The 26,023-nt window shown below is 47.3% G+C and carries 27 protein-coding genes; 16 read left to right on the forward strand and 11 right to left on the reverse strand.

Annotation, left to right across the window (positions count from 1 at the left end; all coding sequences use genetic code 11):
* Positions 1 to 31 precede the first annotated feature (31 nt).
* Positions 32 to 1,423, reverse strand: coding sequence for a dihydrolipoyl dehydrogenase (lpdA, locus tag B9N89_RS02910; protein WP_132315548.1), 1,392 nt, complete (start codon positions 1,421 to 1,423; stop codon positions 32 to 34).
* A gap of 163 nt (positions 1,424 to 1,586) precedes the next feature.
* On the opposite strand from lpdA, the gene B9N89_RS02915 reads away from it, so the two are divergent.
* Positions 1,587 to 1,838 carry a hypothetical protein gene (locus B9N89_RS02915; RefSeq protein WP_132315546.1) on the forward strand — a complete coding sequence of 84 codons (252 nt, stop codon included), beginning with the start codon at positions 1,587 to 1,589 and terminating at the stop codon, positions 1,836 to 1,838.
* A gap of 1 nt (position 1,839) precedes the next feature.
* On the opposite strand, the gene yihA is transcribed toward B9N89_RS02915, so the two are convergent.
* Entirely contained in the window at positions 1,840 to 2,436 is a 597-nt protein-coding gene (yihA, locus tag B9N89_RS02920; protein WP_132315544.1) for a ribosome biogenesis GTP-binding protein YihA/YsxC, read from the reverse strand.
* 29 nt (positions 2,437 to 2,465) lie between these two features.
* Here yihA and mutL point away from each other — a divergent pair, with 29 nt between their 5' ends.
* From mutL to B9N89_RS02935, 3 genes are all read left to right on the forward strand, one after another.
* The gene (gene mutL, locus B9N89_RS02925; RefSeq protein WP_132315542.1) at positions 2,466 to 4,499 is read left to right on the forward strand and encodes a DNA mismatch repair endonuclease MutL; all 2,034 of its coding nucleotides are present in this window, start codon (positions 2,466 to 2,468) and stop codon (positions 4,497 to 4,499) included.
* Positions 4,496 to 5,395 (forward strand): tRNA (adenosine(37)-N6)-dimethylallyltransferase MiaA, encoded by a 900-nt coding sequence (gene miaA, locus B9N89_RS02930; RefSeq protein WP_159455099.1) that lies wholly within the window; start codon positions 4,496 to 4,498, stop codon positions 5,393 to 5,395. Before mutL ends, miaA begins: the two co-directional genes overlap by 4 nt.
* 190 nt (positions 5,396 to 5,585) lie before the next feature.
* Complete coding sequence (locus B9N89_RS02935; protein WP_159455100.1) at positions 5,586 to 6,932, forward strand: PASTA domain-containing protein; 1,347 nt, start codon at positions 5,586 to 5,588, stop codon at positions 6,930 to 6,932.
* Here the strand turns inward: B9N89_RS02935 and B9N89_RS02940 are convergent.
* Positions 6,925 to 7,533, reverse strand: coding sequence for a bifunctional adenosylcobinamide kinase/adenosylcobinamide-phosphate guanylyltransferase (locus B9N89_RS02940; protein WP_132315536.1), 609 nt, complete (start codon positions 7,531 to 7,533; stop codon positions 6,925 to 6,927). The genes B9N89_RS02935 and B9N89_RS02940 overlap by 8 nt on opposite strands.
* 92 nt (positions 7,534 to 7,625) lie before the next feature.
* Here B9N89_RS02940 and tyrS point away from each other — a divergent pair, with 92 nt between their 5' ends.
* The 5 genes from tyrS (at position 7,626) to greA (ending at position 12,468) form a co-directional block, all read left to right on the forward strand.
* The gene (tyrS, locus tag B9N89_RS02945; RefSeq protein ID WP_132315534.1) at positions 7,626 to 8,855 is read left to right on the forward strand and encodes a tyrosine--tRNA ligase; all 1,230 of its coding nucleotides are present in this window, start codon (positions 7,626 to 7,628) and stop codon (positions 8,853 to 8,855) included.
* Positions 8,856 to 8,963: 108 nt separating this feature from the next.
* On the forward strand, positions 8,964 to 9,479 hold the full coding sequence (locus B9N89_RS02950; protein ID WP_132315532.1) for an SH3 domain-containing protein: 516 nt from the start codon (positions 8,964 to 8,966) through the stop codon (positions 9,477 to 9,479).
* A 239-nt stretch (positions 9,480 to 9,718) separates the two neighbouring features.
* Entirely contained in the window at positions 9,719 to 10,717 is a 999-nt protein-coding gene (locus B9N89_RS02955; RefSeq protein WP_132315530.1) for a M48 family metalloprotease, read from the forward strand.
* A gap of 12 nt (positions 10,718 to 10,729) precedes the next feature.
* Positions 10,730 to 11,986, forward strand: a complete 1,257-nt coding sequence (locus B9N89_RS02960; protein WP_132315528.1) for a hypothetical protein — start codon at positions 10,730 to 10,732, stop codon at positions 11,984 to 11,986.
* Positions 11,987 to 11,994: 8 nt separating this feature from the next.
* Positions 11,995 to 12,468 carry a transcription elongation factor GreA gene (gene greA, locus B9N89_RS02965; RefSeq protein ID WP_132315526.1) on the forward strand — a complete coding sequence of 158 codons (474 nt, stop codon included), beginning with the start codon at positions 11,995 to 11,997 and terminating at the stop codon, positions 12,466 to 12,468.
* Positions 12,469 to 12,585: 117 nt separating this feature from the next.
* Here the strand turns inward: greA and hutI are convergent, their stop codons facing one another.
* Both hutI and cysS read right to left on the reverse strand, forming a co-directional pair.
* On the reverse strand, positions 12,586 to 13,836 hold the full coding sequence (gene hutI / locus B9N89_RS02970) for an imidazolonepropionase (RefSeq protein ID WP_132315524.1): 1,251 nt from the start codon (positions 13,834 to 13,836) through the stop codon (positions 12,586 to 12,588).
* Between the two features lies 1 nt (position 13,837).
* On the reverse strand, positions 13,838 to 15,295 hold the full coding sequence (gene cysS, locus B9N89_RS02975) for a cysteine--tRNA ligase (protein ID WP_200820653.1): 1,458 nt from the start codon (positions 15,293 to 15,295) through the stop codon (positions 13,838 to 13,840).
* Between the two features lie 141 nt (positions 15,296 to 15,436).
* Between cysS and B9N89_RS02980 the strand changes: the two genes are divergently transcribed.
* From B9N89_RS02980 to B9N89_RS02995, 4 genes are all read left to right on the forward strand, one after another.
* A complete protein-coding gene (locus B9N89_RS02980) occupies positions 15,437 to 15,754 on the forward strand; it encodes a hypothetical protein (protein ID WP_132315522.1) in 318 nt (105 codons plus the stop codon).
* Positions 15,755 to 15,820: 66 nt separating this feature from the next.
* Positions 15,821 to 16,423 (forward strand): hypothetical protein, encoded by a 603-nt coding sequence (locus B9N89_RS02985; RefSeq protein WP_132315520.1) that lies wholly within the window; start codon positions 15,821 to 15,823, stop codon positions 16,421 to 16,423.
* Positions 16,424 to 16,548: 125 nt separating this feature from the next.
* On the forward strand, positions 16,549 to 17,430 hold the full coding sequence (locus B9N89_RS02990) for a hypothetical protein (protein ID WP_132315518.1): 882 nt from the start codon (positions 16,549 to 16,551) through the stop codon (positions 17,428 to 17,430).
* Positions 17,431 to 17,593: 163 nt separating this feature from the next.
* Complete coding sequence (locus tag B9N89_RS02995; RefSeq protein WP_132315516.1) at positions 17,594 to 18,712, forward strand: chemotaxis protein CheX; 1,119 nt, start codon at positions 17,594 to 17,596, stop codon at positions 18,710 to 18,712.
* A 22-nt stretch (positions 18,713 to 18,734) separates the two neighbouring features.
* Here B9N89_RS02995 and B9N89_RS03000 read toward each other — a convergent pair whose 3' ends face one another.
* Positions 18,735 to 19,469, reverse strand: coding sequence for a DUF445 domain-containing protein (locus B9N89_RS03000; protein ID WP_200820654.1), 735 nt, complete (start codon positions 19,467 to 19,469; stop codon positions 18,735 to 18,737).
* 170 nt (positions 19,470 to 19,639) lie between these two features.
* On the opposite strand from B9N89_RS03000, the gene B9N89_RS03005 reads away from it, so the two are divergent.
* Genes B9N89_RS03005 through argH form a run of 3 tightly spaced genes read left to right on the forward strand, consistent with a single transcriptional unit; the run spans position 19,640 to position 22,672 of the window.
* Complete coding sequence (locus B9N89_RS03005; RefSeq protein WP_132315514.1) at positions 19,640 to 20,059, forward strand: arginine repressor; 420 nt, start codon at positions 19,640 to 19,642, stop codon at positions 20,057 to 20,059.
* Between the two features lie 8 nt (positions 20,060 to 20,067).
* Entirely contained in the window at positions 20,068 to 21,267 is a 1,200-nt protein-coding gene (locus tag B9N89_RS03010; RefSeq protein WP_132315512.1) for an argininosuccinate synthase, read from the forward strand.
* Positions 21,268 to 21,292: 25 nt separating this feature from the next.
* Entirely contained in the window at positions 21,293 to 22,672 is a 1,380-nt protein-coding gene (argH, locus tag B9N89_RS03015; protein ID WP_132315510.1) for an argininosuccinate lyase, read from the forward strand.
* Between the two features lie 8 nt (positions 22,673 to 22,680).
* On the opposite strand, the gene B9N89_RS03020 is transcribed toward argH, so the two are convergent.
* From B9N89_RS03020 to B9N89_RS03040, 5 genes are all read right to left on the reverse strand, one after another.
* Entirely contained in the window at positions 22,681 to 23,967 is a 1,287-nt protein-coding gene (locus tag B9N89_RS03020) for a class I SAM-dependent RNA methyltransferase (protein WP_132315508.1), read from the reverse strand.
* A gap of 13 nt (positions 23,968 to 23,980) precedes the next feature.
* Positions 23,981 to 24,268, reverse strand: a complete 288-nt coding sequence (locus tag B9N89_RS03025) for a hypothetical protein (protein ID WP_132315506.1) — start codon at positions 24,266 to 24,268, stop codon at positions 23,981 to 23,983.
* Positions 24,269 to 24,343: 75 nt separating this feature from the next.
* Positions 24,344 to 24,631 carry a hypothetical protein gene (locus B9N89_RS03030; protein WP_132315504.1) on the reverse strand — a complete coding sequence of 96 codons (288 nt, stop codon included), beginning with the start codon at positions 24,629 to 24,631 and terminating at the stop codon, positions 24,344 to 24,346.
* Complete coding sequence (locus tag B9N89_RS03035; protein ID WP_132315502.1) at positions 24,583 to 25,374, reverse strand: hypothetical protein; 792 nt, start codon at positions 25,372 to 25,374, stop codon at positions 24,583 to 24,585. The genes B9N89_RS03030 and B9N89_RS03035 overlap by 49 nt, the downstream gene beginning before the upstream one ends.
* A 152-nt stretch (positions 25,375 to 25,526) precedes the next feature.
* Positions 25,527 to 25,865 (reverse strand): hypothetical protein, encoded by a 339-nt coding sequence (locus tag B9N89_RS03040; RefSeq protein WP_132315500.1) that lies wholly within the window; start codon positions 25,863 to 25,865, stop codon positions 25,527 to 25,529.
* Positions 25,866 to 26,023 lie beyond the last annotated feature (158 nt).

A 26,023-nucleotide genomic window follows, 5' to 3' on the forward strand; every position in this document is an offset into this window, starting at 1 on the left:
GGAAAGGGTCGATAATCGACCCTTTGTTGTTTTACATGTGAATGGCGCCGCCGGTTGCTGCATGAGCAGCTTCCATGATCGTTTCTGAAATGGTGGGGTGTGGATGGATCGTCATGCCGATTTCATCGACGGTTGTCTCTAGAATCTTGCCGAGAGCAAATTCCGCGATCATTTCTGTGGCCGTTGCGCCGATGATATGTACCCCTAAAATCTCGCGATATTTTGGTTCGAAGATTATTTTTACGAAGCCAACGCCTGCATCTTCAATTTTTGCTTTTGCCATGGGCGCAAATGGGAATTTTGCAACTTTATAATCAAGGCCCTTTTCCTTACAAGCTTCTTCTGTGTGGCCAATGCTTGCAACTTCTGGGTAGGTGTAGATCGCGTTGGGGTTAGCCTCATAGTTGATGACCTGTGGCTTATGCCCAGCAATGACCTCGACTGCATGGTGAGCTTCGGCAGATGCCGTGTGAGCCAGCGCTGGAGTCGCGATGATATCGCCGATGGCATAGATATTGGGAACGGCAGTTTTATAGTGCTCGTCGACCTTGATGAATCCACCTTTTTCTGCCTTCAGTCCAACCTTATCAAGGCCGAGATCATCGGTAACAGGCTCACGGCCGATGGAGAGAAGAACTTTATCAAACTCACGATCGTCTTTGCCTTCGCACGAGACCTTAACCTTTTTGCCTTTGTCATCAAGCTTACTTAGTTTGGTAGCTGTGTCGATCTTAATTTTTTGCTTTTTGAGATTTCGTACCATTTCCTTGACCACTTCACCATCTTCTGTGGGAAGGATCTGAGGGAACAGTTCGATGATTGTAACATCGCTGCCCATCCGTGCAAACAGTGACGCAAACTCAGTGCCGACAACGCCGCCACCTACTACGGCCATGGACTTAGGAACATGGTCGATGGAAAGAATGGTATCAGACGTCATAATGTTTTTGCCGTTTGACTTGGCAAATGGTAGCTCTTTCACCCGAGAGCCAGTTGCCAAAAGAATATTCTTCGTGTTGACGTTCGTCACCTTACCGTCGTTACCAGTGACAGCAATTGAGGTTTTTCCGCTGAGGCGAGCGTGGCCTTCGATCACGTCGATTTTATTTTTCTTCATTAGGAAGCGAAGACCTTTTCGTTGCTGGTCCACGATCTTATCTTTGCGCTCCATGATCTTAGCCCAGTTGTAGGAGATATCTCCGGTGGTGAAGCCTAGTTCGGGGGCTTGTTGAAGCTTTGTCCAAGTTTTTGCAGAAGCGAGAAGAGCTTTCGTTGGGATGCAGCCAACATTGAGGCAGGTGCCACCAAGATGGGCGCGCTTTTCAATCAACGCCACTGATAAGCCTAATTGTGCGGCACGGATCGCTCCGACTTCGCCGCCTGGTCCTGCACCAATGACAACTAAATCATAAACCTTTGACATACGTTCATCTCCCAAAAACTATCGAAACAGCGGCAAAAAAGGCTGTTAGAGGTTAGAAGATATACCAATAATTGAAGATATTTAAAGTAATTATTTGGTATAATTAATGGGGGCGGGCACTACATTCCGATATAGTAATAATAACCGTTGATTGGAGCTTACTATGGGAAAGGTCATAAATCTAACGCCTAAAAAAACGGCGCAAGATCGTATGGCAGAAAAGATGGTCGAGATCGCAGAAGAAATCGACGCTGTGATCTTAAAGCACCTGCAAGATGACAACATCGATCCGAGGGACCTTGTTGGCTTGCTGAGCCATCGGCTTGGCACTTTGATGAATCACCTCGATGAAAAATCAGAACTTTGGTTTATCTGTGAGAGAGTGATGAAGCGCCAAGCTCAGATTCCTGACTGAGTCAGCTGTTTTCGTCTTCCACCTGTAGATGGGGGTCAAGCACAAGGGCTTTCAATTCTGCTATACCCTGGTTCTTGGTCGCTGACGTTTCGATAATCACCTGATAGTCGATTCCGAGTTCGTCCATTCTTTTCTTCAACTTTTCTTTTTGCTTACGAATTTCATTGCGAGTCGCCTTATCCGTTTTGGTGAGCACCAAAATGATGGGTAACTGTCGCCCCAACATGAACATCAACCGCTCGTCCAGTTCTTGAAAATTACGTCGGCAGTCGTGGAGGCATAAGAATGCTGTGATGTTAGGGCGACGGACGTAGGTGTCGACCATTGGTTGCCAATGCTTGGCTACATCGCGGCGGGCGACGTTATACCCATAGCCAGGTAAGTCAGCCAAAACGACTTTATCGTTGACGGAAAAGAAGTTGATCATTTGGGTTTGCCCTGGGGTTCTACCGTGGCGAGCCAAGCTCCTACGACCCAGCAAGGCGTTGAGAAGAGATGATTTTCCAGTGTTGGAGCGGCCGATAAACGCTAGTTCAGGAAGATCGAAATCGGGTAGCTGTTCAGGTTTTGCAGCGCTAGTGATATATCTGGTGTCCATGTTTTGTTCCAAAGGTGTGAAGGGTGACAATGTCAAAAGTACATTTACTCGATGATGAGCTGATTAACAAGATCGCAGCGGGAGAAGTGGTCGAAAGACCCGCCAGTGTCGTCAAGGAGCTAGTTGAAAATGCCGTAGATGCCGGGGCTAGTCAAGTTGAAGTAGAATTGCTCGATGGTGGCAAGGGTTTAATCAGCGTCCGAGACAACGGTGCTGGAATGAATAGGGTCGATGCCATCATGGCGATCAAGCGGCATTGTACTTCAAAAATTCATAACTTAGACGATCTATTTCAAGTTGGGACGATGGGGTTCAGAGGAGAAGCTCTTGCCTCCATTTCAGCTGTGAGTCGTTTTACGATGCTTACGCGCACGGCTGAGTGCCAGATAGGCAGTAAGATCGGCTTTGAGGATGGTGCCGCAGACGACCAAGACTGGAATGGTGATGTCGGCACTCAAATTGCGATCAAGGACATATTCTACAACGTTCCAGCCCGAAAGGCCTTTTTGAAGTCTGGTAGTGCGGAATTCGCTCAGTGTCATGAATTGATGCAATCTCTGGCCTTGAGTCTACCTCATGTAGGTTTTGTATTGAAACATAATGGCAAAGAACATTTGAGGGTCAGTCCAGCGAGCGCAAGCAAAATTGATGATCTCGTTGGGGAAGCGGCTTTGCGGCAGCGAAGTGAAGATGTCTTGGGCCAACAAAAGAACATAAAATTTTGCTACCTTCATCATCAAGATAAATACGGCCAGGTTGAAGCCTTGATATCACCACCGGGCTTCGAGCGATCAACTGGCAAGCATATTTTTATGTTTGTCAATGGGCGATACGTGAAAGACCGTAACATTCGATTCAGCATCCTTCGTGGCTACCATAGCCACCTTCTCAAAGGGCGCTTTCCTGTATGTGTCCTTCATTTGACCATGGATCCAAGTTTGGTGGATGTCAATGTTCATCCTAATAAGGCCGAAGTACGGTTTCAATATGGGCAGGAAGTTCAAAGTTTGATTGCTGTGAGCATCCGTGATCGTTTGCGGGCAGGTGATTGGGCTAGCCCATCGTTCGATGATGATCAATCGTCGCAGGCTATGCCACGGTCATCTTCATCTCCGTCAGTAGAGGCCAAAAGGCAGGATAAGAGTTCAACGTTTGCAGCTCCCTCCGCCCCCGCTTCTAATAGTGGTCGGCAAGGTGCAAGAGGAATCGACCCCCTACCTCGATCAGCAAGCTTTGGTAAAAAAAGTTCTGCCATTGAAACTGATTTTGACTTGAGCTTTAAGCCGGATCGTGGCCCAACAAAGCCCCTCAGTACAGTAACGGAAAGCAGCGGGTCTCGGCAGCCTTACACGCCACCAAGCCTGAAAACCAAAGTTGTCTCGTTTGAAGGTCAGGCTGAGCCCAAGCCTTCAGGCCTTCCATGGGAGATGGCCTTAGACCCCAAAGAATCACCAAAGCGTGAGGCGGAAGCGAAACAAGACTTGCTGCCCTGGGCTGACATGAAATTTTTGGGGGCCTTTGGCAAGTGCTACTTATTCTTTGAGTGGGCCGATCGTCTCGTAGTTCTTGATCAACACGCCTTTCATGAGCGGATTCTCTACGAACGGCTAAAAAGAGATCACTCGATTCTAAAGCAGGTGCAGCCATTGCTGATGCCAGAGGTTATTAGCCTGAGCCCCAGCTTAGTGGAAAAGCTAAAGGAAGCTCAGGAGCCCATCGAGAAACTTGGTTTTAGAATGAGTGTGATGTCAAGTTCAGAAGTGGAGCTTGGGGCTGTACCAAGCCTTCTTAAAAAGGCAGATTGGGAGGCTGTTTTAAGTCAACTTGCAGATTCGCCTCAACTCCAAGGTTCTGCTGATGAAGTCTCTGAATTAGCTCATGATGTCTTATCCACCATGGCTTGTCACGCTGCGGTGCGAGCTGGGGAAGAACTGCCAGAAGCAGAGTTAGAGTATTTGTTAAATGAAGCCCACGATGTAGACTTTTACCAGAACTGCCCCCATGGACGCCCGGTTGTCAAAATCTTTAAGAAATCTCAAATTGAAGGGTGGTTCGAGCGGTGAGTTGGAAGTATATCGTGGTCGCGGGGCCTACGGCTAGCGGTAAGAGTGGCTTGGCCCTTCAGCTAGCACAAGCCTTAAACGGCGAAATTGTGAATTGCGATTCGGTGCAAATTTACCGTGGCTTTGACATTGGGGCTGCCAAGCCAAGCCAGGCAGAGTTTGATCTCGTGCCCCATCATCTGTTTGATATTGCAGATGCTGGTGATGATTTCGATGCGGCTCAGTATGCTCGTCGGGCTCGGGGTGCTATTGAGGATATTCGAAGCCGTAGGAGCATCCCCATTGTTGTTGGAGGAACGGGGCTCTACCTTCGATCACTTTGGGGCCAAGGGTTTCATAACTTGCCTAAGGATGAAAGATTACGTGAGGAGCTTAGCAGGCTTTCTGCTGACGATCTGATGGCTGAGCTTAAATCAAGGGACCCCGTGCGAGCCTCAGAACTTCACATCAACGATCGCTTTCGCCTTCAGCGAGCCGTAGAGCTCTCGCGATTACTTGGCCACCCCATGAGCGATCTTGAAAAGTGTTCCGATGCAAGTGATGATGCTTTCAAAATCAGGATGGTTTTGGATCGAGCGGGGCTCCATAAGCGAATCGCTCAAAGAGCTAAGCTTATGCTTCAAGAAGGATTTATCGAAGAGGTTAAAGAGCTTCTTGCTACTGGAGTTCAACCTGATTCAAAGCCGATGCTGAGCATCGGCTACCGACAGGTGGTGGAGTATCTTAGAAGTGGGGAAGACCTCGCAAAACTCCAAGAAAAAATTACCATTGCAACCCGCCAATACGCAAAAAGGCAGGAAACATGGTTTAAAAAAGTCGATTTTGACTTCGCTTACCAAAAAGGTAAGCAAGAAGAACTATTGGAGACTTTAAGGGAAACGATGCCTAAGGACTAAACAACCTGGATTAGGCCACGTCACAGTTCTGTGATGAATCGGAATTTCAAGGGCTAAGCTACTATAAATATGTATAAATCAGTGGGGACCTTAGGTTTTTCCAGAAATCCCCCGATACCCATCAGGACGGAATTTATTTTTTAGGACCGCTATGGGTTGCAACGGCAAAAGCATTCTTCGCCTGATTCTCATGAGTTTTTTGCTCTTGGGCTGTAAGGATATTGTCGTCAAAGTTGGTAAAAAAGAGAAGCAGGCCAACCTTGATCAGGAGGCTGCAAGTCAGGGAAGTAGCTCCCTCGATGCCACCATGCAGCCTCGCGATCTTGAGTTCTATCTTTATAATCTAGATAACCTTCGCAATACCCCAGGGGACAAGCTCATTGAGCGCCTTGAGCAGAACTGGCGACTGATTTTCAGGCGGGAGTTTCGCTCTTTGCGAGATAGTCTCTTAGCAGTTGCAGAACGAGAGCATAGCTACCAGGAAGGGATTTACTTCAATGTCGGCAGTGAGTGTACCGAGCTTACCCAGCTTGATATTGCACCGACGAAGGGGCTCGACTACCTACCTAAGATTTTAGAGGGCTCCTTGTTGGCTTTTATCAGCTCGAATGATGCCAAGCGGCTAAATCCCGATCTTGAATCGGCAATCGATCTGAGCGCCCACCTCATTCTTTTTGAATTGGGTATGCGTGGCCAAGGTACTTCCGAAGTGGAAGAAAAGGACGGCATTACCTATTCGAAGTCCCGAATTGTTTGGAAGGTGGATTCCGAAGTTCAGGATCCAGCTGAGGACCGTGTCAACGATCACCTCTCGGTGAGCCTGGACTTCATTCGCGGTCTCAAGAGTGGCAAGCCAATTAACTTCTCCCTGGTGATATCCATAGCAGAAGGCCTGTACGAAGGGCAAGTTGTTGGTCCCCTTCATCGCATTGAATTACAGAGCGAGTGGGATTATCCCGAACTGGATGGGATGCATGTTAGCAACAGCGTTCGCATCTTCCGCGATGACAAAATTCGCTACAGTCGGCAATTTTTCATGGAGCAGACAACCAAAGTCTCTCAAGTATTTCTTTTTCGGGATACTATTCGCTACGGATTGCCAGGGGAAACCTCGCGTCAGGCATTTGTCGACTTTACCAAGCTTGAAAAATGTGCTGCTGAGAACAGTCAAATTCTGGTTCCTGGCGTCGTTGGAATGAGTGCTGACCAAGCGGGGAGTTTCTTGGAAACCCTTGGGTTTGAAACCACTATTTCTCAAGATCTTACAGGTGGTGATCCTAGTGCTAGAGTCAGAGCGCAAAAGCCATCAGCAGGTTCGTCGAAGCCTTTCGGCTCTGAAGTTCAAATCATTCTCGATTGGCCTCAGGATACTCTATTTGACGATTTGAAATCAGCTGATCCCGGCTCTGATTCGGGGCCCCCGGCTGATGAGGTGCTACCGCCTGAGGAGCCGCCACCAAGTGAAGATCCTCCAAGTGAGGAGCCGCCACCAAGTGAAGGTCCTCCAGGTGAGAACCCGCCTGCGAGCCTTAATTAAAGCCCTGCCCTTTAAGAACGAGGGGCAGCCCTGCAGACACCATCACCACAGAGCGACACTCTTCAGCCAGATAGCAATTGATTCTACTAGTGGCTTGGCGAAAAGCCCTCGCTGGTGCTGACGGAGGAGTGATTCCTGCTCCCACTTCGCTTGTGACGAGTACCAAGCGTTTCCGTGGGCCAAAGCCCCTTACCACCTTGCATAACTGGCGCCCTTCATGAAGGAGACTGTCCTCCAACTGCTCGGCAGACAGCTTTCCTGCCCGGGATAAGGTCAGCTCGGCAATCCATTGGTTGACCGAGTCAAAAAGTATTTGATCGTATCCGTGCTGCGCTGACTCCAAGTGGTCGAGAGCATCCTGCTTGGGCTCGACGTGTTCCCAATGTGGTGGTCTCTGATCCTTAAGATCCTGAATTCTTTTCTGAAAATGATTGTCTTCAAGTGAACCAGTGCCAATAACCAAGGCTATTTTGTCAGTGTCGAGAGCACGGTTTGCTAGTTCCGATTTCCCCGTGAAGGCAGCGCCAATAATCAAGATAGGGCTTTCCAAAACCTGCAAGTCGGGAAGATTTTTTCCAGAAGGTCGCGGGACTTGGAGCATTTGAAACCTGCCTCTTGTTCATTGAGACCTAGCTTGGTATCTAGATACTCTGTGATTTTGTGGGTGAACCTAAGTAAAAGGATATCGTAGATATGGGTTTTGTTGAAGTCATGAAAGAGCGTGGGATGCTAGCGCAGGTAACCCATGAGGAAGAACTGGTCTCTCATCTAGCCGAAGAACCACGCACCGCCTATGTTGGCTTCGACCCAACCGCCGATAGTCTTCATGTTGGGCATCTTCTACCTGTACTTGCCTTGCGTCGTTGGCAGCAAGCTGGTCATCGAGTGATTGCCTTGGTAGGAGGAGGCACAGCCTTAGTTGGTGACCCCACCGGCAAAACAGAAATGAGAAAGATGACCAGTGCTGAAGAGATTGACGAGCGCATCAAGAACTTTAAAGTGCAGCTGGGGCGTTTTTTAGATCTGAACGACCCTAAAAAAGGACTTATATTAAACAATGCGGATTGGCTTAGACCTCTTGAATACCTGCCGTTCCTAAGAGAGATTGGCAGTCAATTTTCAGTCAATCGCATGCTGACCGCTGAGTGCTTTAAGCAAAGGCTTGAAAAAGGACTCTCATTTTTAGAGTTCAACTACATGATTCTCCAGAGCTACGATTTCTATCATCTCAACAAAGAGTTTGATTGTAGCGTTCAGCTTGGGGGAGATGACCAATGGAGCAATATGCTCGGCGGTATGGACCTTGTTCGCCGGAAGTCACAGCGCCAAGCCTATTGCCTCACAGTACCACTCTTAGTCAATAGCCAAGGCAAAAAAATGGGTAAAACAGAGAGTGGCGCTGTGTGGATCGATGCTGATAAAACTTCGCCGTACGATCTGTTTCAGTATTTCCGCAACATCGAAGACGATATGGTAGAAAAGTGTTTGATGTATTTCAGCGACCTTCCTGTCGAGCAGGTTAAGGGGCTCGCAGCTCTTGAAGGCCAAAAGATCAATGAGGCGAAGGTAACCTTGGCTTTCGAGGCAACGAAGTTGATCCATGGAGTTGATGAGGCAGAAAAAGCAAAGGCGATGGCTCAGAAGCTATTTGAGGAAGGGGCTGGGCAGCCGGATGCGCCTGAAGTGATCATTTCTGAGAGCGACGTAAGTGATGAAATGGGTCTCCTAGACTTCCTGATGCTGAGTAAGATTTTCCCAAGCAAGGCAGAGGTGCGGCGGCTTGTTCAGCAGGGTGGTATCAGTGTCGACGGAGAGAAATTAACGGATCCCAAGGGAACGATTCGCAAAGATCAATTCGTGAAACCCGACGGAGTTCTTCTGAAAAAAGGTAAAAAACATTACTTTAATATAAAAGTTCAATAAGTCTAAGTTCTTCGGGTGACGTTCCGAAAAGAAAAGGGTCTGTTCCTATTGTGATCTACACGAGAAAGAGCGGGCCCTTGTTTGTTGGATTCCCAAGGAGAAGTGCTGATGAAACATCTTCTTAGCCTAGCAATTGTTGTCGTATGGCTCGTGGGCTCGACGACCAGCTTTGCATCCACTTTGAAGGTAAAAAAGTCGGAAGCGAAGATCTATGCCGAGCCTAAGAAAAGTGCATCGGTGGTCACGACCATTAAAAAGGGCGATACGGTGGAGAGTCTGGGCCGCAAGGGTATGTACTGGAAAGTTAAAGTGGGTGCCGATAAAGAGGGTTTCGTATCGGTCATGAGTGTCAAGCGACAGTCTGGAAAGGCGTCGAAGCTTCGCAGTGTGATCCGCAAAGCAGCACAGGATAATCGTGATCAGGGGAATACATCCAGCATCCGATCTCGATCTGCAGTCATGGGTGTCCGCGGTTTGGATGCGAGTGAACAAGTTGCCTATGCTGGGAACATGAAGCCAGACTTCCGTCTTGTGTTTCGGATGGAGGATCGACTTGTTCCAGAGAAGCGCATTATGAAACTAGAAAGTGCCATTGAGAGAGAAATCTCGCAAAAGATGGAGTGATCGTTTCTGCAACAATATAGCATCATCAAGTTTTACTAATTGCAAAAATTCTACAAACTCCCTTTGTGTCTCCGCCATTAATTTGCCGTAAGCCAGCCTGCCTATGATCTCCTCTTAATTCATTGTATAATCAAAGAGTCTATCTTGGCCTACATTGAACGGTGGCCTTAATAAAGTGAAACCCAATATCTAACGTCGAAGTGATTCTGCATTGTGCCTTTCAAAAGAAGGAATGGTTCATGACTCGGTCATTGATTCTCCATGTGGCAAACATCGCTCTTTGCCTATCGCTGGCATTCATAGGTTCTTGTGCAACCAGTCCTGAGGTGAACGATCAGGACGATGGCTACTCCGAGGAAGAAAAGCGCCTCATCATCCGGGCGAAGAAAGAAATGGAGATTGGTCGCAACATGGCGGGACGCTTGTTAAGATTCTACGGAGTCTATAACGACCAAAAATTAGTTCGTTATGTAAATGAAGTTGGCAACTACGTAGCAAGTCGTAGTCAGTTTGCAGAGCGACGGTTCATGTTTGATATCCTTAATACAGAAGATATCAACGCTTATGCCTGTCCGGGTGGATACATCTTGCTAACTGTAGGAGCTGTTCGCAATGCAAGCTCGGAAGCGGAGTTGGCAGCAGTGATCGCTCATGAAATTGCTCATGTTGGCAAAGAGCATATGCTCAACAAACTGGCTAGCATGAGTGAGGATGAAATGGATGGCAAGAAAAGTGGTCCTCAGAAAAACCTTCCCGAAGAGGTGACTGTTCGGAAGAGACCTGATGCTGAAGAGTCTGCTGCTGGAGCCTTGCTCGCAAAGTATATAGGGGGTAATATCGCTGGCCTCAATGCCCTTAAAGCTGCAAAAGCAGGGATGTCCATCATCCTAGAGAAAGGCTTAGGAGCTGACCTGGAGTTTGAAGCTGACGTTGAAGGCGCTCGCTATGCGATTGATGGGGGATACTATCCCTATGCGCTGACCGACTTTCTATGTCGTATACACATCAAGAAAGGCTTTAGTAAGGAGGATTGTTTCGATGGCAAGCCAAGCAAGAAGTCCTCTAAAAAAGACTCTATTCTGGATAAAACACATCCCAGTGTTCCGCAACGTATAGCTAATATCATGTCTCATCTGCAAAAAATAGATGCTAAAGAGATCGTTGGCGCAAAAGGGAGGAAGCGATTCAAAGCCATGAAAAAACGCCTTCCACCAGCAGCTAATGCCAAGCAAGGCTAAGGAGATTATAAAGTGATTCAACGTGGAATAGTCTTTGGAATCGGATTGGTTTTCAGTCAGTTAGCAAGTGCCGATATCTTCCACTACAATAATCTCTTGATTGGCGAACGAGCGATGGGTCTCGGTGGAGCATTTACAGCTGTAGCTGATGATGCTTCTGGAGTGCTATACAACCCAGCAGGTATCGCATTTGCGATATCCAATGATATTTCTGGTTCTGCCAATGCTTTTTACCAAAGGCGCGTCGTTTACCGATCTACTATAGGGCAAGAGGACTTCACAGAGAAAAGTTCTGGTACCACAGCTCCTTTTTTTGGGAGTTTACTCAAAGTTGATGACCTACTCGATGATGTAGTTGTAGCTTTTGGAGTTTACAATCTAGACTCCGAGCTCAAAAATCAAAATGACTTTATAACTAATGAATCTCTCGGACTTCTCCGATTTCATCGAACTTCAAACGTACGTGCAGGTACGATGGGTGTGGGGCTGGCTGCCGCTCGGAGAATTCTTCCAGGGGTATCTATAGGTTTTGCGATGAATGGCATTGATATCGATGAGTTGATTCAAGAGTACCAGCATGTCGCCTATACCGACGGTCGTTTTCTGGCTCAAAATGTTAGGACTCATTTGCAGGTGAACGCTATAGGTTACACACTTGGGGGACAGATGGCTCTAGGACAGTTCTCTCTGGGGGCTAGCCTTAAATACACAAGTATTATCTCAGAAAGCTATGATGAAGGCATTGATCAGACTAAGAACTTCGATGATATTCTTGGTACTAATGAAATTCTGCCCATACCACTTGAGTATTTCTCAAACGAGCCTGAAACGGAACCCTTGAAAACGATGCCAATTGAACTCCGTCTTGGTTCAGCCTGGTTTGCGTCAGCGCGGTTGCTTGTCACCTTCGATGCCACTTATGTGGGTGCAGCGAAGCAAGGTTCCGGACGTTTTGACCGAGAAGCTGTTACGAACTTTGCAACAGGCGCAGAATATTATATAACTCCCTCTGTACCAGTCAGGGTTGGTTTGTTTACGAACAATGATGCCCGCCCTGAAGTCGTTGAAGGACAGTCAGGACAAGCTGATCATATTGATTATGTTGGCACGTCGCTTTTCTTCGCTTGGGTACAGCCAAACAGCCAGGTCTCCATTGGTAGTGTTTACCAGGTCGGAGAAGGTAAGGCTCAGAAGATCACAGGATCTGCGATTCAAGATGTAGAAGCTGAATCTATTACATTAGCGTTTTCTGCGACCCATAGTTTTTAGAGGTAGAAATGACAACAGAAACAATCCCCTTTACTCCACAGGGGTATGCACAACTGAAGGCCGAGCTAGAAAACCTAAAGAGTGTCCAGCGACCGAAGGTTATAGAAGAGATAGCCGAAGCGCGAGCTCATGGCGATCTTAAGGAAAATGCCGAGTATCATGCAGCCCGTGAGAAACAGAGTTTTATCGAAGGCCGCATCACTATCTTAGATGACCACATTGCACGAGCGAATGTGATCGACTTTTCTACAGATAGTCCAGAGAAAGTGATGTTCGGTGCTTTCGTATCCGTTGAAGATGAAGAGGGTGCAGAGAAAACCTATCGTATCGTAGGTGATCTAGAGGCTGATATATCAGAGAATAAGATATCAACTGGTTCACCTATTGCGAAAGCTCTTATGGGTAAGTCCCTCGATGATGTTGTTGAGGTTAAAGTGCCCAAGGGCGTCGTGGAATATACTATCACTAAAATTTCATATTAAATAGAAAGCTCACAACGACAAGACTGGTCAAGAGATCAAGGCATAAAAAGGAACTTGAACGATTCGGGCAGTCTCATAAGTATGAAGCTTTGAAGCGAAAATCCATCCTAAACGACATTAGGATGGATTTTCGCTTATGGCCGGGGCTCCATTAAGAAATACATGGCTTGGCTTGTGGCGGCCGAAATCTGCGATCCATTGCTCCTTGCTCTGCAAGGGGTGAATGATAAAGTCTCCGTCGTAGCCAGGTGCAAGTGCGCCTTTGCATTCGGATAGGCCTAAGGATTTAGCGGCAACAAAGCTAACGGCAGCAATTGCTTGGGCACAGCTCAAACCGCAATGAAGAGCACCAAGGCTTGCTATCAGTGGCAGATTATCGATCTGGCAGGAGCCCGGATTGAAGTCAGTGGCTAGGGCCACTGCACAGTTTTGGTCAAGAAATCCTTGTGCCTGGGCGAACTTGATCTTGCTGTAGATTGATGTACCTGGAAGCAGTACTGCAACCACCCCTGAATCAGCCATAGCTTTTATACCTTCGACAGATGCTTCTTCCAGGTGGTCCGCACTGTAAGCCTGCCATTGAGCTGCAGCGCCGGCAGCTCGACTGTCGGCGAACTCATCAGCGTGAATCCGTATTTTGAATCCCAGGCGCTGGGCTTCAGAAAAAAAGCGTTCACAGTCTTCAACTTCAAAATAACCCCGCTCAACAAATGCGTCGACCCATTCGGCAAGGTTGTCGGCTTGAATGGTTTTTAGGGCCGCCGTCATTTCTTCGATGAAATGGGTCTTGTCCTGATAGTCATAGGCTTTGGCATGGAGACCGAGATAGGTGATGCTTAACGTTTGAGGGCCCTCTTCCGCCAGCTTCTTTAAGATGCGAAGCATACGGATCTCCTCCTGCGGGGATTGGCCATAACCTGATTTGCATTCAACAGTGGTTACACCGTGTTCAAGGAATCTCTTGAGGTTTCTCCGGCAGCCTTCATCCAGCTCAGTGTCGCTTGCTGTTCGGCTATGCCTAATCGTAGATTGAATTCCACCACCTTCTGCAGCAATGTCTTGATAGGTTTTCCCCGATAATCGAGCTGCAAATTCATGACTGCGATCGCCGCCAAAAATAGGGTGGGTGTGACAATCAACCAGGCCGGGAAGCACAAGGCCGCCACCAGCGTTGAGCTTGGGGTAACCCTGAAGTTCTTCAGGAATAGGACCAGAGCCGAGCTTGAGGACTTTGCCATCTTCAATAGCAAGCCAGGCGTTGCTTAGAACACCCAGATCCTGTTCGACAATTTGGGTGCAACGTTGCTCTTTCGCTAGAGGTGCTAAGCTGACAAGCTCGCCGATATGAGTTACTAAAAGCTGGGACATCTTAATCCCCTAATTTGATCGTCCATTTGGTGCCCTCAGGAGTATCCATGAACTCGATACCTTTGGCTAGCATCTCATCACGAATCTGATCCGATAGACTAAAGTCTTTGTTTGCCCGTGCTTCCTTGCGACGCGCAATCGCTTGGGTAATTTCATCCTCACTTAAGTTTAGTTGAGGCAAAATTTTGGCTTTCAGGCCTTCGATGAATTCCTGAGGTTGCTCTTTCAGGAGGCCGAAAACTCCAAAAAGAGTTCTGAAAACGTCGGCGTAAACCTTCGCGGTAAAGGCCTTGGCAGGAGATTTTTTCGCGTTTTTTAACTCTCTGGCCTTTTTGATAGCCTGGTGCAAGTCGCGAAGTGCGCAGACGGAGGAAAAGTCATTACTCATCTCTTTGTGGAAATCATTAATGAGGCCGGTAGGGTTATGACCTTCCAAGTAATCACCTTTGTCTGCAACTTTTTTACCTAGAAGATCTAGCTCTTCTAGTGTTTCGTAATAGTAAAGCAACCGTTTCAAGCAATTGTTAAAAACCGATTCAGTGAAGTCAACGTTGGAGGTGTAATGGTTTTGCAGGTAAGCAAGGCGCAAAACTTCTCCAGGATAGCGCTTCACAAAGTCTCCGATCAAGATATGATTCCCAAGGCTCTTCGACATTTTTTGCTTATCGATGGTTAGTAAGCCTGAGTGCATCCAATGGTGGCAATAGGAGGAGCCGTTGGCTGCCTCAGATTGAGCGATCTCGTTTTCATGGTGGGGAAACACCAAGTCACGGCCACCACCATGAATATCAAAGGTGTCGCCGAGAAATTTTTTGGACATAGCGCTGCATTCAATATGCCAACCTGGGCGTCCTAGACCCCACGGGCTTGGCCATGAGGCCCCTTCCGTTTCATCGTGCTTCCATAAAGCAAAGTCTAGGCTGTCTTCTTTGTCTCCTTGAACGAGGTCACGGGTGTTGCTGCGCATATCGTCGACCTTGCGATTGGAAAGCTTGCCGTAGTCGCCTTTCTTGTGGACTCGGTAGTAAACGTCCCCCTCACTCGTGGCGTAGGCAAAGCCTTTTTCAATGAGAGTTTCGATCATCGCAACAATGTCATCGATGCAGTCGGATACTTTGGGTTCAAAGTCGGCAGGCAGAACTCCAATAGCTGCCATATCTTTTGAGGACGAATCGATAATCGACTCAGACAGCTCCAGAGGAGGAATACCCAGCTCCCGGGCCTTCTTAATAATCTTGTCGTCGACGTCCGTATAGTTACGTACATAGGTGACGCGGTATCCGGCGAACTGGAGGTAGTTGCGGATCATATCGAAGTAGATAGCTTGCATTGCGTGTCCGATATGGCAATGGTCATAAACGGTTACTCCGCAGGCGTAGATTTTGACATGTCCTTCCTCGACAGTCTTGAGTGGCTCTTTCTTTCCTGTGAGTGTGTTGGTAACCTTTATGTCCTGCACGTTATTCTCCCATATTGGTACGCAAGTCAGTTAAAAATGCACAGTTTTATACCCTATGCAGATTGGAGCTGTCCATATTTTAACAGACAGAACTTAAGAATCCCGAAAGCCGGTCGATAGACATGGCAGGAGGGAAAACAGATGGCCGATGGCAATCGAAAATTCGATGTGCACCAGCTTCAATATTACTTTGATGCCAAACAGAAAGACAGTAAGGACTCCCGCAGCCTGTGTTCAAAGTCTCGGCGCTTCTTAGACCTCCGCGATCGGATGCTCAACCTCTCCGATCAGGACTTCAATCTCGCAATCGATACCCTCAATAGTTTGCTCGATAACAAAGCGAAGTCTGAGGCACAGGAATCTGCTTCTGGGCAAGAAAAGACTCATGATGCATTGGCTTTGTACGAACGCAGCCAAAGCTCAGACTCATCAGCGCCTAGCAAGGTGAGTCCGGTTTAGTGTGACAAAGCCGCACCCGTCCGCTACAATTCAAATACACATCGATAACATTGACGAGGAATCCGCTTGAGCGGCCTAGAATGGAACGACGAGCTCAAATTAGAGCTTCTACGTTTGAAGGCAGAGATCAATCCGCAGAGCCTAAAGGTGCTATCCAAAGGCATTGGGATTGGAAACATCAAATCAGTCAAAGCCAACAATCCAATCTTTGAAGAAGAAACGAAGAGGCATATGAGAGTGGCAAAAGCCACAGTCTCAAACTCGCAAAGACCGAGCTATACTATGCCTCTAAAACCTTCTGAGCAGGCACCAATACCCACTCCCCGCTATATCGAGCAAGCTGCTAACATTCAAAAGGGTAGAGGTTTTAGGCTTTTCTTTCAGTCCCATTTATTAGACATTCTCTTTATACTTTTTTCGATCACCGTTGGTGTACTATTCTTAGGAATCATATTTGACCGCCAACACTTAAGCGCTGGCCACTGGGACCAGTGGTTTCCCTTGCGCCTTGTGGAGGGGGTTAGTTTGGTATCGGCAGCCGCCATTGTCTATGGCTTGTTTGGTATCTACTTCCTGTTTTTCCGCCTGGCAATGGGTATGACTTTGGGAGAGTCCATGTTTTTTCCTCCGAAAAAAGTGGAGAAGAAGCCTAGCGGCTGGGCGGGGTAAGGACTACAGGGATTTTAACCAGGTATCCTTGACAGTCCCAATATGTGGTATGTATAGTTGTTATAAGCCTTTTCAATATGAATTTATCCTTTTCACCAGCGTCATATGGGGCGTCGGAGGAAATTATGAAACGCTCGGGTGCAGCTAAGTTTCCTAATTCGGTGCAGCTTTTTAAATTTTGCCAAAAAGTGATGATGCATCAGAAAGGTGGGAAAGTTCGTGACCAAGAGGTCGGAGCTATCCTGAACTTTAACCCTTCAGACTGTAGTCACTGGAAGCGGGGTGAAAAAAATGTTCGCTCCGTTTTTGCCTTGGCGAAGTTAGCAGATACCCTAGGCGTTGAGATCGGACTGATCCACGACGTTTCTAGTGGCGCTGTCAACCTAGAGGAAGCCTACTTCGAATATCTAGAGTCGCGATCGTTCAAGACGATCTTCTCTAAAATCGAGGCCTCCAGCGCTGATGAAATCAAAGCTTGCCGGGAGAGTGTGCTAAGATTTGTTGAAACCATACAAAACGAATGTGATTTTACAACTCCTCCTCTCTATTTGCCGGAAGTCATGCACGCCTTTGCCTTTGTTTCCACACAGCCCGTAGAGATGCTCGATAAGCTCAGTCGTATCCTAAGGGTCAAGGCCGGTCGCTACTGTATTCAGTTCAAGAAGGGTGATCTGAAGCCTCAGACCCGAATGTCTATGGTTAAAGATCTGGCGCGGATTGTTTTCGAAGGTGAGCGCAGCCGCTTTCCTGAACTGGGAGCCAGATCTGGATTGGTGGCCTTTGAAGAAACTATTTTCACTGCCAATCTTTTAATTCCTAAGCCGATGCTTCTAATGGAGCTATCAAAGCTTGATTCAAGACGTAATGTAGTTTCCGAGCTAGCTGCACTGTTTTGGGTTCCCAAGTCGCTCATAGGCTTTCAGCTTCAAGAACTTCTTCTCGATCAGACCAGCACGACTATGGCTAATATTCCGAACACCAGTTCTGAGGCTGTTGACCAGTTTTAGGCAATTTCCAATAGATTTTACGAGCCGCTCTCAAGGAGCGGCTCTTTTTGTTTTCAAAAAAATATTCATAATTACTTGCGCTTAGGTGAGATCGCAACGGGTTTGCTAAGACAAATGAATCATCTACCGATGCCTTGCTCAGGCATATACATTGGAGGCGGTGGTGAATTTGCAATCCTCTCACCGGGAACCCATTCGAAAAATTATTACAGATGCTGTGAGCAATGCACTGAATCACAGTCCTGTTCAGGCGATTGCAGATGAGGATGTTACCCATTGGTCCGAAACGCTGCTGATAAGTATCCTTGGATTTCACAGTGAAAAGATGCAGGGTTCAGTGATCTTGGGCTGTGATGAACAGTTTTTGAGAAATTCGTGCCCAGGACTAAAAGGCGACGAGGAAAACCCTGAAGCCTTTATCAATGACTGGATTGGAGAGCTTTCCAATCTCATTATGGGACGGATCAAAAATAAGCTACTCCCCTACGGTATTGTACTAAAGCTTAATCCACCTTCGATCTCTGAGTCTACAGAAGCTATCTTCGATTCTTATTCTGGTCGTAAGCCTTCCGAACGAGTGTGGTTTACTACTGATACAGGTGATACCATCTGCTTTCTTATGGCGTGCGATATTGATGATGATATCGACTTCACAGTGGATGCAGCGACCCGAGCTGGTTTGGATCCAGGTACGGGTATTATTAGTTTAAAAAGCTATTCCATTGAAGATCAGGCTGAAGAAGCTCCACAAGCGGAGTCGACTCCTCCCACACAAGTCGAGGAGCCAACATCGGTGGAAGAAGACCCCATTTTAAGCATGGAAGAGGATTTTAGAGAAACCGAGGAAGCTTTGATGTCTGATGTAGGAGACTTTGAGCAACCGATCGACGAAGATTTCGAAGAAGAGCACGTCGTTGATAAAGACTATTCCAATCTTCCGTCTGACAATCGTACTTCGTTAGCCATAGACCGCGAGCAGGCCAGCGAACCAGCGAACCAAGCTACCAGTGAAGGGATGACCTCGGACATGGTAGAACGGTCTGATGACAAGCAAGATGCCCAGGGGCTTAGCTCCATTCGCTATCTTGACAACGGACGCCTTGAAGTGACATTTAACCAAGAAATTGTATTCCAGCTAGAGCTGGAGACTCTTTACAACCGCGGAATTCGCGAGTTTGAAATGCAAGGTCACTGGGTTCACCTGGATGATGAGGGCTTTGGCATCCAGGTTTCCATCGATGGTTTGTCTGTGACGATTTACCGTCAAGAGTCAGCAGCCTAAACAACCGTCAAGAGTCAGCAGCCTAAACAATAAAGCTTGCCGCCAAGCCCATCAATCCTCCGAAAAAACCACCCCAAACCACCAGCCAGCCCAGGTGCTCTCGAATCATTGTCTGAATGATTTCCTTAACCATTTCTGGTGTTAGTTCTTCAAGTCGGGCTTGAACGATTAGTTCTACTTTGGCAAGTAGTTGGTCTAGGTGCAAGCTTTCCGATATGGCGCTGGCAATTTTGGCTTGAATAGTTTCATCGTCACCAAGCTCGTGAATGGCTTGTTTGATTTTGGTTATCATGGGTTCCTTGAGCTGATCCAGGGCTTCTGGTCCGCCAAACATGTTGATCATGGCTCCAAATGGAGACTCTAGAACTCCGGCTTTGAGTTTATCAAACAAGACTTCATAATCGATGGTTTCAAGGAGGGGCTTCAGATCGAAGGAGTGACCTTCCGTTTGCTCCTTGAAGAATCGCTCAATATTTTCTCTCGTGAAAAACTGCTCCATCATCAACCGCCGAATTCCAACCTTAAACTCTTCAAATTTATTGGGGATAATCCCAGAACCATAGAGGCCAGGGACTCGCTCAAAAAGCATATGAATGGCAAGCCAGTTGGTAACAGCACCCGAGAGCGCGTAAAATCCAATGCTCAAGATCTGGTCCCGCCCGTAAGGAGATAGGTAGCCCAGGATGATCACCGCAACGGCGACGCCATTTGTGATTACGCTTTTGCTAATGCCCTTCTTGTTTGTGCTGTGGTCCATCTTTTCTTCCTATGTCGATAAGACTTTTTACCAATTTTATCGGGAGGCCTATCTATAGGCTAACTGAAAATTTTCGCAAGGCAGAATTAGCGCTTGCCTGCAATGCATAAAAATGACATTATGCGTATGTTGATAGTTAATATGCATAAATTTAGCATATTGAGGAGTCTATGTCAGAACGTGATCGGTTAAGTGTATTGGCAGACCTAATCCGAAAGGAGCGGATCAGCAATCAGATGGAGCTGAAGGAGCACTTGCTGGCCCATGGCTACGAGACCACGCAGTCGAGTATTTCAAGGGATTTGAAGAAGCTCGGTGTTGTGAAAGTCGATGGTGCTTATAAGACTCCAAGTATCGCACCTGGAGAGTCGAGCAAGGTCGATCGCTTGGATGCTGTGACAGCTGGCGATAACATGATCGTTCTCAGAACGGGACCAGGTAATGCAAATCGCGCTGCTGTAATTATTGATCGGGCAAACCTGTCAGGACTTCTAGGGACGATCGCTGGAGATGATACTATATTCTGCGCTGTCGCTAACCGCCAAGAGCAAGCGAAGGTGCTGAAGAAAATATTTACCCTTTTTGAATGAGGTTCATCATGAAAGATGACATCAAAAAAGTTGTGCTAGCTTACTCAGGCGGTCTTGATACCTCGGTCATGGCCCGTTGGTTGAAAGAAACTTATGACTGCGAAGTGATCGCATTTACAGCTGATGTGGGGCAAGGTGCCGAGCTTGAAGGGCTCGAAGAAAAAGCTCTTAAAACAGGCTGCTCGCAGATCTTTATCGAAGACTTGCGTCATGAGTTTGTCAAAGATTATGTCTGGACTGCTCTAAAGGCTTCGGCTGTCTATGAGGGGCACTACCTTCTAGGTACCTCTGTGGCAAGGCCTGTAATAGCAAAAAAACAGATCGAAATTGCGAAACAGGTTGGTGCCGACGCTGTATCCCATGGTGCTACTGGTAAGGGCAACGACCAGGTCCGTTTCGAGCTTGGTTACTATGCATTAAAGCCAGATGTGAAAGTGATTGCTCCGTGGCGGTCGTGGCCATTTAAATCGAGAACTGATCTTTTAAACTATGCGGCTGAGCATGATATTCCTGTTACAGCCACCCATAGCAAGCCCTATTCTACTGATGGCAACATGATGCATATTTCCTATGAAGGAGGAATTCTCGAAGACCCATGGGCCGCACCTCCGGAAGATATTTTTCTAATGACCCGAGGGATCGAAAAGACTCCGGATCAACCCGAAGAAGTGATCATCACTTTTAAATCAGGGGAACCAACTCAGATCAACGGTAAAGAGCTTCCGCCAGTGGATATGCTACAGACGCTCAACCAAATAGGTGGGCTGCATGGGATTGGTCGTGTAGATATCGTTGAAAATCGCTTCGTTGGTATGAAGTCAAGAGGCGTCTATGAAACTCCGGGTATGACGATTCTCCACCAGGCTCACCTTGCTCTAGAGACGATCACCTTGGATCGTGAAGTGATGAAGTTGAGAGATTCTCTGGGGACCAAGATCGCTGAGTTGATCTATAACGGCTTTTGGTTCTCTCCTGAATTTAAAGTCATTCAAAATATGGTAAACGACATTCAAGAACCAGTTTCAGGTGAGGTGAAACTAAAACTATTCAAAGGTCAGGTCACCACCCTTGGGCGACGATCACCTCAATCACTCTACTCCGAGGCACTGGCAACATTCGAAGAGGATAATGTCTACAATCAAGCGGATGCAGAAGGGTTTATTAAGCTCAATGCGTTGCGTTTGAGAATGCAACAAGACCAGATATGAAGACGCGAAACACCGAGGTATTGCTATGAGTATGTGGGGCGGTCGTTTTGAGGAAGGGCCGGATCAAGTGTTTGTGAGATTCAACGCTTCTTTCCCCTTTGATAGGAAGCTAGTTTTTTACGATATCCAGGGCAGCCAGGCGTATGGACAGGCTTTGTTTGATGCAGGTGTTCTGAGCCAAGAGGATTTTGATAAAATCACTATGGGGCTAGAGGATCTGAAAGATCGGCTAGAGGCAAACCCGGAAGACCTTGATCAGGCTGTCAACGAAGGTTACGAAGATGTTCATGGCTACGTAGAGGATTCTTTAAGCGCAATGATCGGCGATGCAGCAAAGAGGCTTCACACCGGCCGTAGTCGCAATGATCAGGTGGCCACGGATTTTAGGCTTTATACTCGTGATGCCATCGACCAGCTTTGTGCCGATATAAAGTGCCTTCAAGAAACTCTATTACAGAAAGCTGAAGAAAATTTTGACGCTATTCTGCCTGGCTTTACCCACCTACAGAAAGCTCAGCCTGTTGCCTGGCCTCATTATCTTTTGTCCTACAATGAGATGTTGAAGAGAGACTGGGGCAGGCTTCAGGACACGCGGAAGCGAGTCAACGTTCTTCCCTTGGGCTCAGGGGCCCTGGCTGGAAACAACTATGATCTTGATCGGATTAAGCTGGCCAAGAGCCTAGGTTTTGATGGTGTCACAAGCAATAGCTTAGACGCTACCAGTGATCGTGACTTTGTGGTGGAGACAATCAGTGCTATTGCCTTGACGATGGTTCACCTTTCTCGCCTAGCTGAAGATCTGATCATCTATTGCTCTTCTGAGTACAGCTACGTTGAGATGAGTGATCTGGTGGCAACAGGATCGTCTTTGATGCCTCAGAAGAAGAACCCAGATGCCTTAGAGTTGATTCGTGGTAAATCAGGACGCGTGTTCGGCCATCTGACAAGCATCCTATCAGTGCTTAAGGGCCTACCTTCTTGCTATAACAAGGATCTGCAAGAGGATAAGGAAGGGCTGTTTGATGCGGTGGAAACAGCTTCTATATCTCTTAAAGTGATGACCACAGTAATTGGAACGCTCAAAGTAAAGCCAGAGGTGATGCTCGACGCCTGTAAAACAGGATACTTGAATGCTACCGATCTAGCTGACTACCTAGTGGCTCAAGGGCTTGCTTTTCGTGAGGCTCATCATGTGGTGGGTGAGATTGTCTTGTATGCCTTGCGGAAGGGAGTGGCCATCGAAGAGTTATCTCTTGAAGAGCTACAAACTCATTCTGCTCAAATTAGGGACGACGTCTATGCGGCCATAAGCCTGCAGCAGTCTCTTGCCGCGAAAAAGTCTTGGGGAGGTACTTCGCCAGAGAGGGTTCGTGAGGCCCTTGATTTAGCGAAGAAAATGATGTGAGCCAGTGTTTAAGGCTTTTTGAGCACAACAAGGCTTTCCACATGGTAAGTGTTGGGAAAGAAATCAAAACCGATCCCTTTCTGTATTTCATAGCCATGACTCTGTAGGACCCCGATATCCCGCGCAAGGGTATTGGGGTCGCAACTCACATATAAGATAGCCTTTGCTTCCATGGCGACTAAATCGGAAATAGATTCTTCCAGACCACGGCGTGGGGGATCAATCATTACCAGATCTGGTTTTGCGGATCGCGACGCATAGTCTTTGAGGAAGTCCTCTGAACTCAGACACAAGTAGTCTAGATTAGTCAGCTTATTATGCCTGACGTTGTGTTTTGCGGTCACTATCGACCGAGGGTTTGATTCAATCCCTATGACCTCACAGCCATCATGAGCCAGGTGGAGGCTAAGATTGCCGCTGCCACAGAATAGATCCACAATCAGGCGGGGCTTTAACTCGGCAACATAAGTGGCGATCGTTTCACGTAGAATGTGATTCGCCTTGCGGTTAACCTGCTGAAACTGCCCTTGGTAGGTGAAGTATTGAAGGCCGAATTGCTCATCGTAGAGGTGAAGCTGGGGAGATTCAGTCAGCCGCGATGAGATCGTCGATAGGCTAGGGATTTTTTCAAGAGCTCTAAGAATGTTTGCCTGAACTTTTTTCGGTGAGGATGATTCCATCTTCAAGAATGCCATGATTCGCCCATCGAATAGAACCTGAAGATCCAGGTCAAAACTATAATCTTTTTCAGTAGGTGGGAGGTCAAGACGATTCACTTGCTCCAAGCACTGATTGATGGGGTTTTCGGCTATCTTGCAAGTTTTGATAGCAATTAGTTCATGAGAGCGCTGCCGGTAGTAACCGACTTTAAGATAGCTCTTGGTATAGATGCCCTTTAAAGAAACGCGATTGCGGTAGTGGAGTGCATCAGGAGACGAAAAAAAAGTTTCCAATGAATGGTCGACCTTGGCGATTCTCTTCAGAGCAGAGGTGATGAACTCTTGCTTCCAATTGTCCTGATGGGCCTTCGGTGCTTCCAGCCATTGGCAACCTCCACACTGGTCCGAGTAGATGCATGGTGAAGGCGTTCGAATCTCACTTGGTTCAAGAAGAGTTGTAACATAACCTTCGCCAAAGGTCTTTTTTTCCTTGGTGACCTGCACTCGAACACGGTCCCCTGGTAGCCCGCCTTCGACAAAGAAAACTTTGCCATCATGTTTTAAAATTCCGCGGCCACCAAAGGCTACAGCTTCAATAGTCCCTTCGATAACGGGCTTTAATTTTGACTTGATCATGATCTCGACTACTTTATTCAGACTTTTTGGATACGTCTTCGTCCTTAGGGACAAGTTCTATAGTGAATTGGATTTTCTTGCCTTCGAGCATCTTGGCGAGAGGCTCCTGGAGAAGGTTGGCAGTGGTAAAGCCTATCTCGCGGCAGATGAGCTGCACCACTTCATCTTTGCCTTTGCCGGCCCATGCTGCAAGGGAGCCGAGGAATTCCTTGCCCTTAGAGAGATCTTGGAAAGAAACCTCAGAATTCTTAAGAAGGGATGAAAAAAAGAACTCGAACGGCTTCTCTCTATCTCTTGACATTGCAGGCTCCTCAATCCAGAAGGCAAATGCGAGCTTACCCAGATCCAAAGGTTATATATTGTATTGGGAGCCTGATTACAATAGTTCCATAATGACACTGGCTAGCAGGTTCTTATGGAGAGTCCTAGGGTAGGTGTCTTTCGGGATCTTTTTTTCAATAGAATCAGCTAGGTGAAGGGCTGAGTCATTGCTCTTTAGCAGCTGGCGAATATTCTTGAGTTTTTCTAGAAATTCCTCGTCAGCATGATCACGGCTCCAAGCCAGCTCCTGATAGCGCTTGGCCTCGGTAGCCACAAGCTCTCTTTTGCTACGTTCTACTTCTTGTCGTCGTCGTCTTTGGTGCTCTCGGATCCGTAGTCCCATGGCTTCTCCGTCAAAGTCGGCAGGATCTCTTTGCTGTCTTCAGAAGAAAGAGCCATCATGATGTCGGTGGCCAAGCGAAGGCGACTAAGGCTGGGGCTTTCGTCAGGGATCATCAGTTCGGCGGCTGGCTCTAGAAGGCCTCCTTCGGAGTCCTCACGGGTTTGTGTTGAGCCCGTCCTTAAACCGCCTTTAGCATTCCACTCCACAAACTGTTCATTGGTAACAAGTTGCCAGGCTTCTAGCACGCCTTTGTCATCCCGCCAAAGAATAAGGTCTGTGCCGATGTCTCCATGGTACCACGTTTTCGAGTCATTTTGTTCGTCCATAAAGCTTGCTTCGACTTTATGCAGAGAACCTGCAATTTCCATTGGTAAAAGCAAGCGCTTAAAAAAAACCTTAGTCTCTTTGCTAGGCTTTAGCAGCTCAAAGCCGACTTGGTCATCATTGGCTTTCCAAGCGACTTTAAAAACAACCTCGTATTGATCACCGAGGTAGCGAAGCTGAGCCTCATAGACATCTGCGAGTACGAACTTGTCGTAGGCTCGTTGGGATATCTCACAGGAAAACCCCTTAGCTGAAATATCCTTAACTCGCAGGATATCTTCGTCATTCAAGGCTAGAATATGCTGGTCACTGACATCAAAGCGTTCGAATAGGCGGCGGTTCCTAGATCTTACCCCTTCATCGCGACTGCTATCGTCATCGGTTTCATGAAGCCTACGGCTGAGATAGATCTTAAACAAGAGGGTACACCTGTGGCTATGAACTAAGGAGATCATTTCCTTTTATTATGCCACAACTTGGAGACCCGCTCTAGGCGTGGTCGCTGGGGAGGAAAAAAATGAGGTCCTTAAAAAAGGACCTCACTTCACAGATAGCTCCTTAGGATACTAGCTTATTGAAAAGCGGGAATATCCACGATGTAGGTACCTGCATTCACCTGATAGTATGAGCTTCCCCAGTTGTGAATTCCGACGATTTCTACGATGATCTCGTCGTTTTCATCCCGTGCAACCTCGCTGCTAGCAGTCAGTCGAGGTTTTAAGACAGCTGCGCCGCTGCTTGGAGGGCGTGAGCTGGTATTCACGGGGAGCGACTCAGCTGAGGTTCGATTGTAGCGAAGGGTCGCGTCATCACGGGATTGACTATTTTCTCGTGCCAAGGAAAGGCTTTTTTCATGCTGAACTCCTGCATATATTACGCCTTCTTGAAGCTGACTGGCTAGCCAATTCATTAGCGAGATCTCATATTAATGTCAAGCATGCTTTAATGATTTTCTTAAATTTACTTGGAAAATGGGAAATATTTTCTGCTAAATACGTATCAATGGCCTTAAATCTCACTTACTGCTTAGTATATCTAAACTGAATGTTTTGTTTTTTCTAATATAGC

This window comes from Pseudobacteriovorax antillogorgiicola, assembly GCF_900177345.1.
GTDB classification, from domain to species: Bacteria; Bdellovibrionota_B; Oligoflexia; order Oligoflexales; family Oligoflexaceae; genus Pseudobacteriovorax; species Pseudobacteriovorax antillogorgiicola.

Bases quoted from the DNA above. Each gene is read 5' to 3' on its own strand.
- mutL (WP_132315542.1), top strand. From the start codon at position 2,466: ATGTCAAAAGTACATTTACTCGATGATGAGCTGATTAACAAGATCGCA.
- B9N89_RS03025 (WP_132315506.1), bottom strand. From the start codon at position 24,268: ATGTCAAGAGATAGAGAGAAGCCGTTCGAGTTCTTTTTTTCATCCCTT.
- hutI (WP_132315524.1), bottom strand. From the start codon at position 13,836: ATGTCCCAGCTTTTAGTAACTCATATCGGCGAGCTTGTCAGCTTAGCA.
- B9N89_RS03005 (WP_132315514.1), top strand. From the start codon at position 19,640: ATGTCAGAACGTGATCGGTTAAGTGTATTGGCAGACCTAATCCGAAAG.
- lpdA (WP_132315548.1), bottom strand. From the start codon at position 1,423: ATGTCAAAGGTTTATGATTTAGTTGTCATTGGTGCAGGACCAGGCGGC.
- B9N89_RS02955 (WP_132315530.1), top strand. From the start codon at position 9,719: ATGACTCGGTCATTGATTCTCCATGTGGCAAACATCGCTCTTTGCCTA.
- B9N89_RS02990 (WP_132315518.1), top strand. From the start codon at position 16,549: ATGAAACGCTCGGGTGCAGCTAAGTTTCCTAATTCGGTGCAGCTTTTT.
- B9N89_RS03030 (WP_132315504.1), bottom strand. From the start codon at position 24,631: ATGGGACTACGGATCCGAGAGCACCAAAGACGACGACGACAAGAAGTA.
- B9N89_RS02915 (WP_132315546.1), top strand. From the start codon at position 1,587: ATGGGAAAGGTCATAAATCTAACGCCTAAAAAAACGGCGCAAGATCGT.
- B9N89_RS03040 (WP_132315500.1), bottom strand. From the start codon at position 25,865: ATGAATTGGCTAGCCAGTCAGCTTCAAGAAGGCGTAATATATGCAGGA.
- yihA (WP_132315544.1), bottom strand. From the start codon at position 2,436: ATGGACACCAGATATATCACTAGCGCTGCAAAACCTGAACAGCTACCC.
- argH (WP_132315510.1), top strand. From the start codon at position 21,293: ATGAGTATGTGGGGCGGTCGTTTTGAGGAAGGGCCGGATCAAGTGTTT.
- B9N89_RS02935 (WP_159455100.1), top strand. From the start codon at position 5,586: ATGAGTTTTTTGCTCTTGGGCTGTAAGGATATTGTCGTCAAAGTTGGT.
- tyrS (WP_132315534.1), top strand. From the start codon at position 7,626: ATGGGTTTTGTTGAAGTCATGAAAGAGCGTGGGATGCTAGCGCAGGTA.
- B9N89_RS02940 (WP_132315536.1), bottom strand. From the start codon at position 7,533: ATGCTCCAAGTCCCGCGACCTTCTGGAAAAAATCTTCCCGACTTGCAG.
- B9N89_RS03010 (WP_132315512.1), top strand. From the start codon at position 20,068: ATGAAAGATGACATCAAAAAAGTTGTGCTAGCTTACTCAGGCGGTCTT.
- B9N89_RS02980 (WP_132315522.1), top strand. From the start codon at position 15,437: ATGGCCGATGGCAATCGAAAATTCGATGTGCACCAGCTTCAATATTAC.
- B9N89_RS03000 (WP_200820654.1), bottom strand. From the start codon at position 19,469: ATGGACCACAGCACAAACAAGAAGGGCATTAGCAAAAGCGTAATCACA.
- greA (WP_132315526.1), top strand. From the start codon at position 11,995: ATGACAACAGAAACAATCCCCTTTACTCCACAGGGGTATGCACAACTG.
- B9N89_RS02950 (WP_132315532.1), top strand. From the start codon at position 8,964: ATGAAACATCTTCTTAGCCTAGCAATTGTTGTCGTATGGCTCGTGGGC.
- B9N89_RS03020 (WP_132315508.1), bottom strand. From the start codon at position 23,967: ATGATCAAGTCAAAATTAAAGCCCGTTATCGAAGGGACTATTGAAGCT.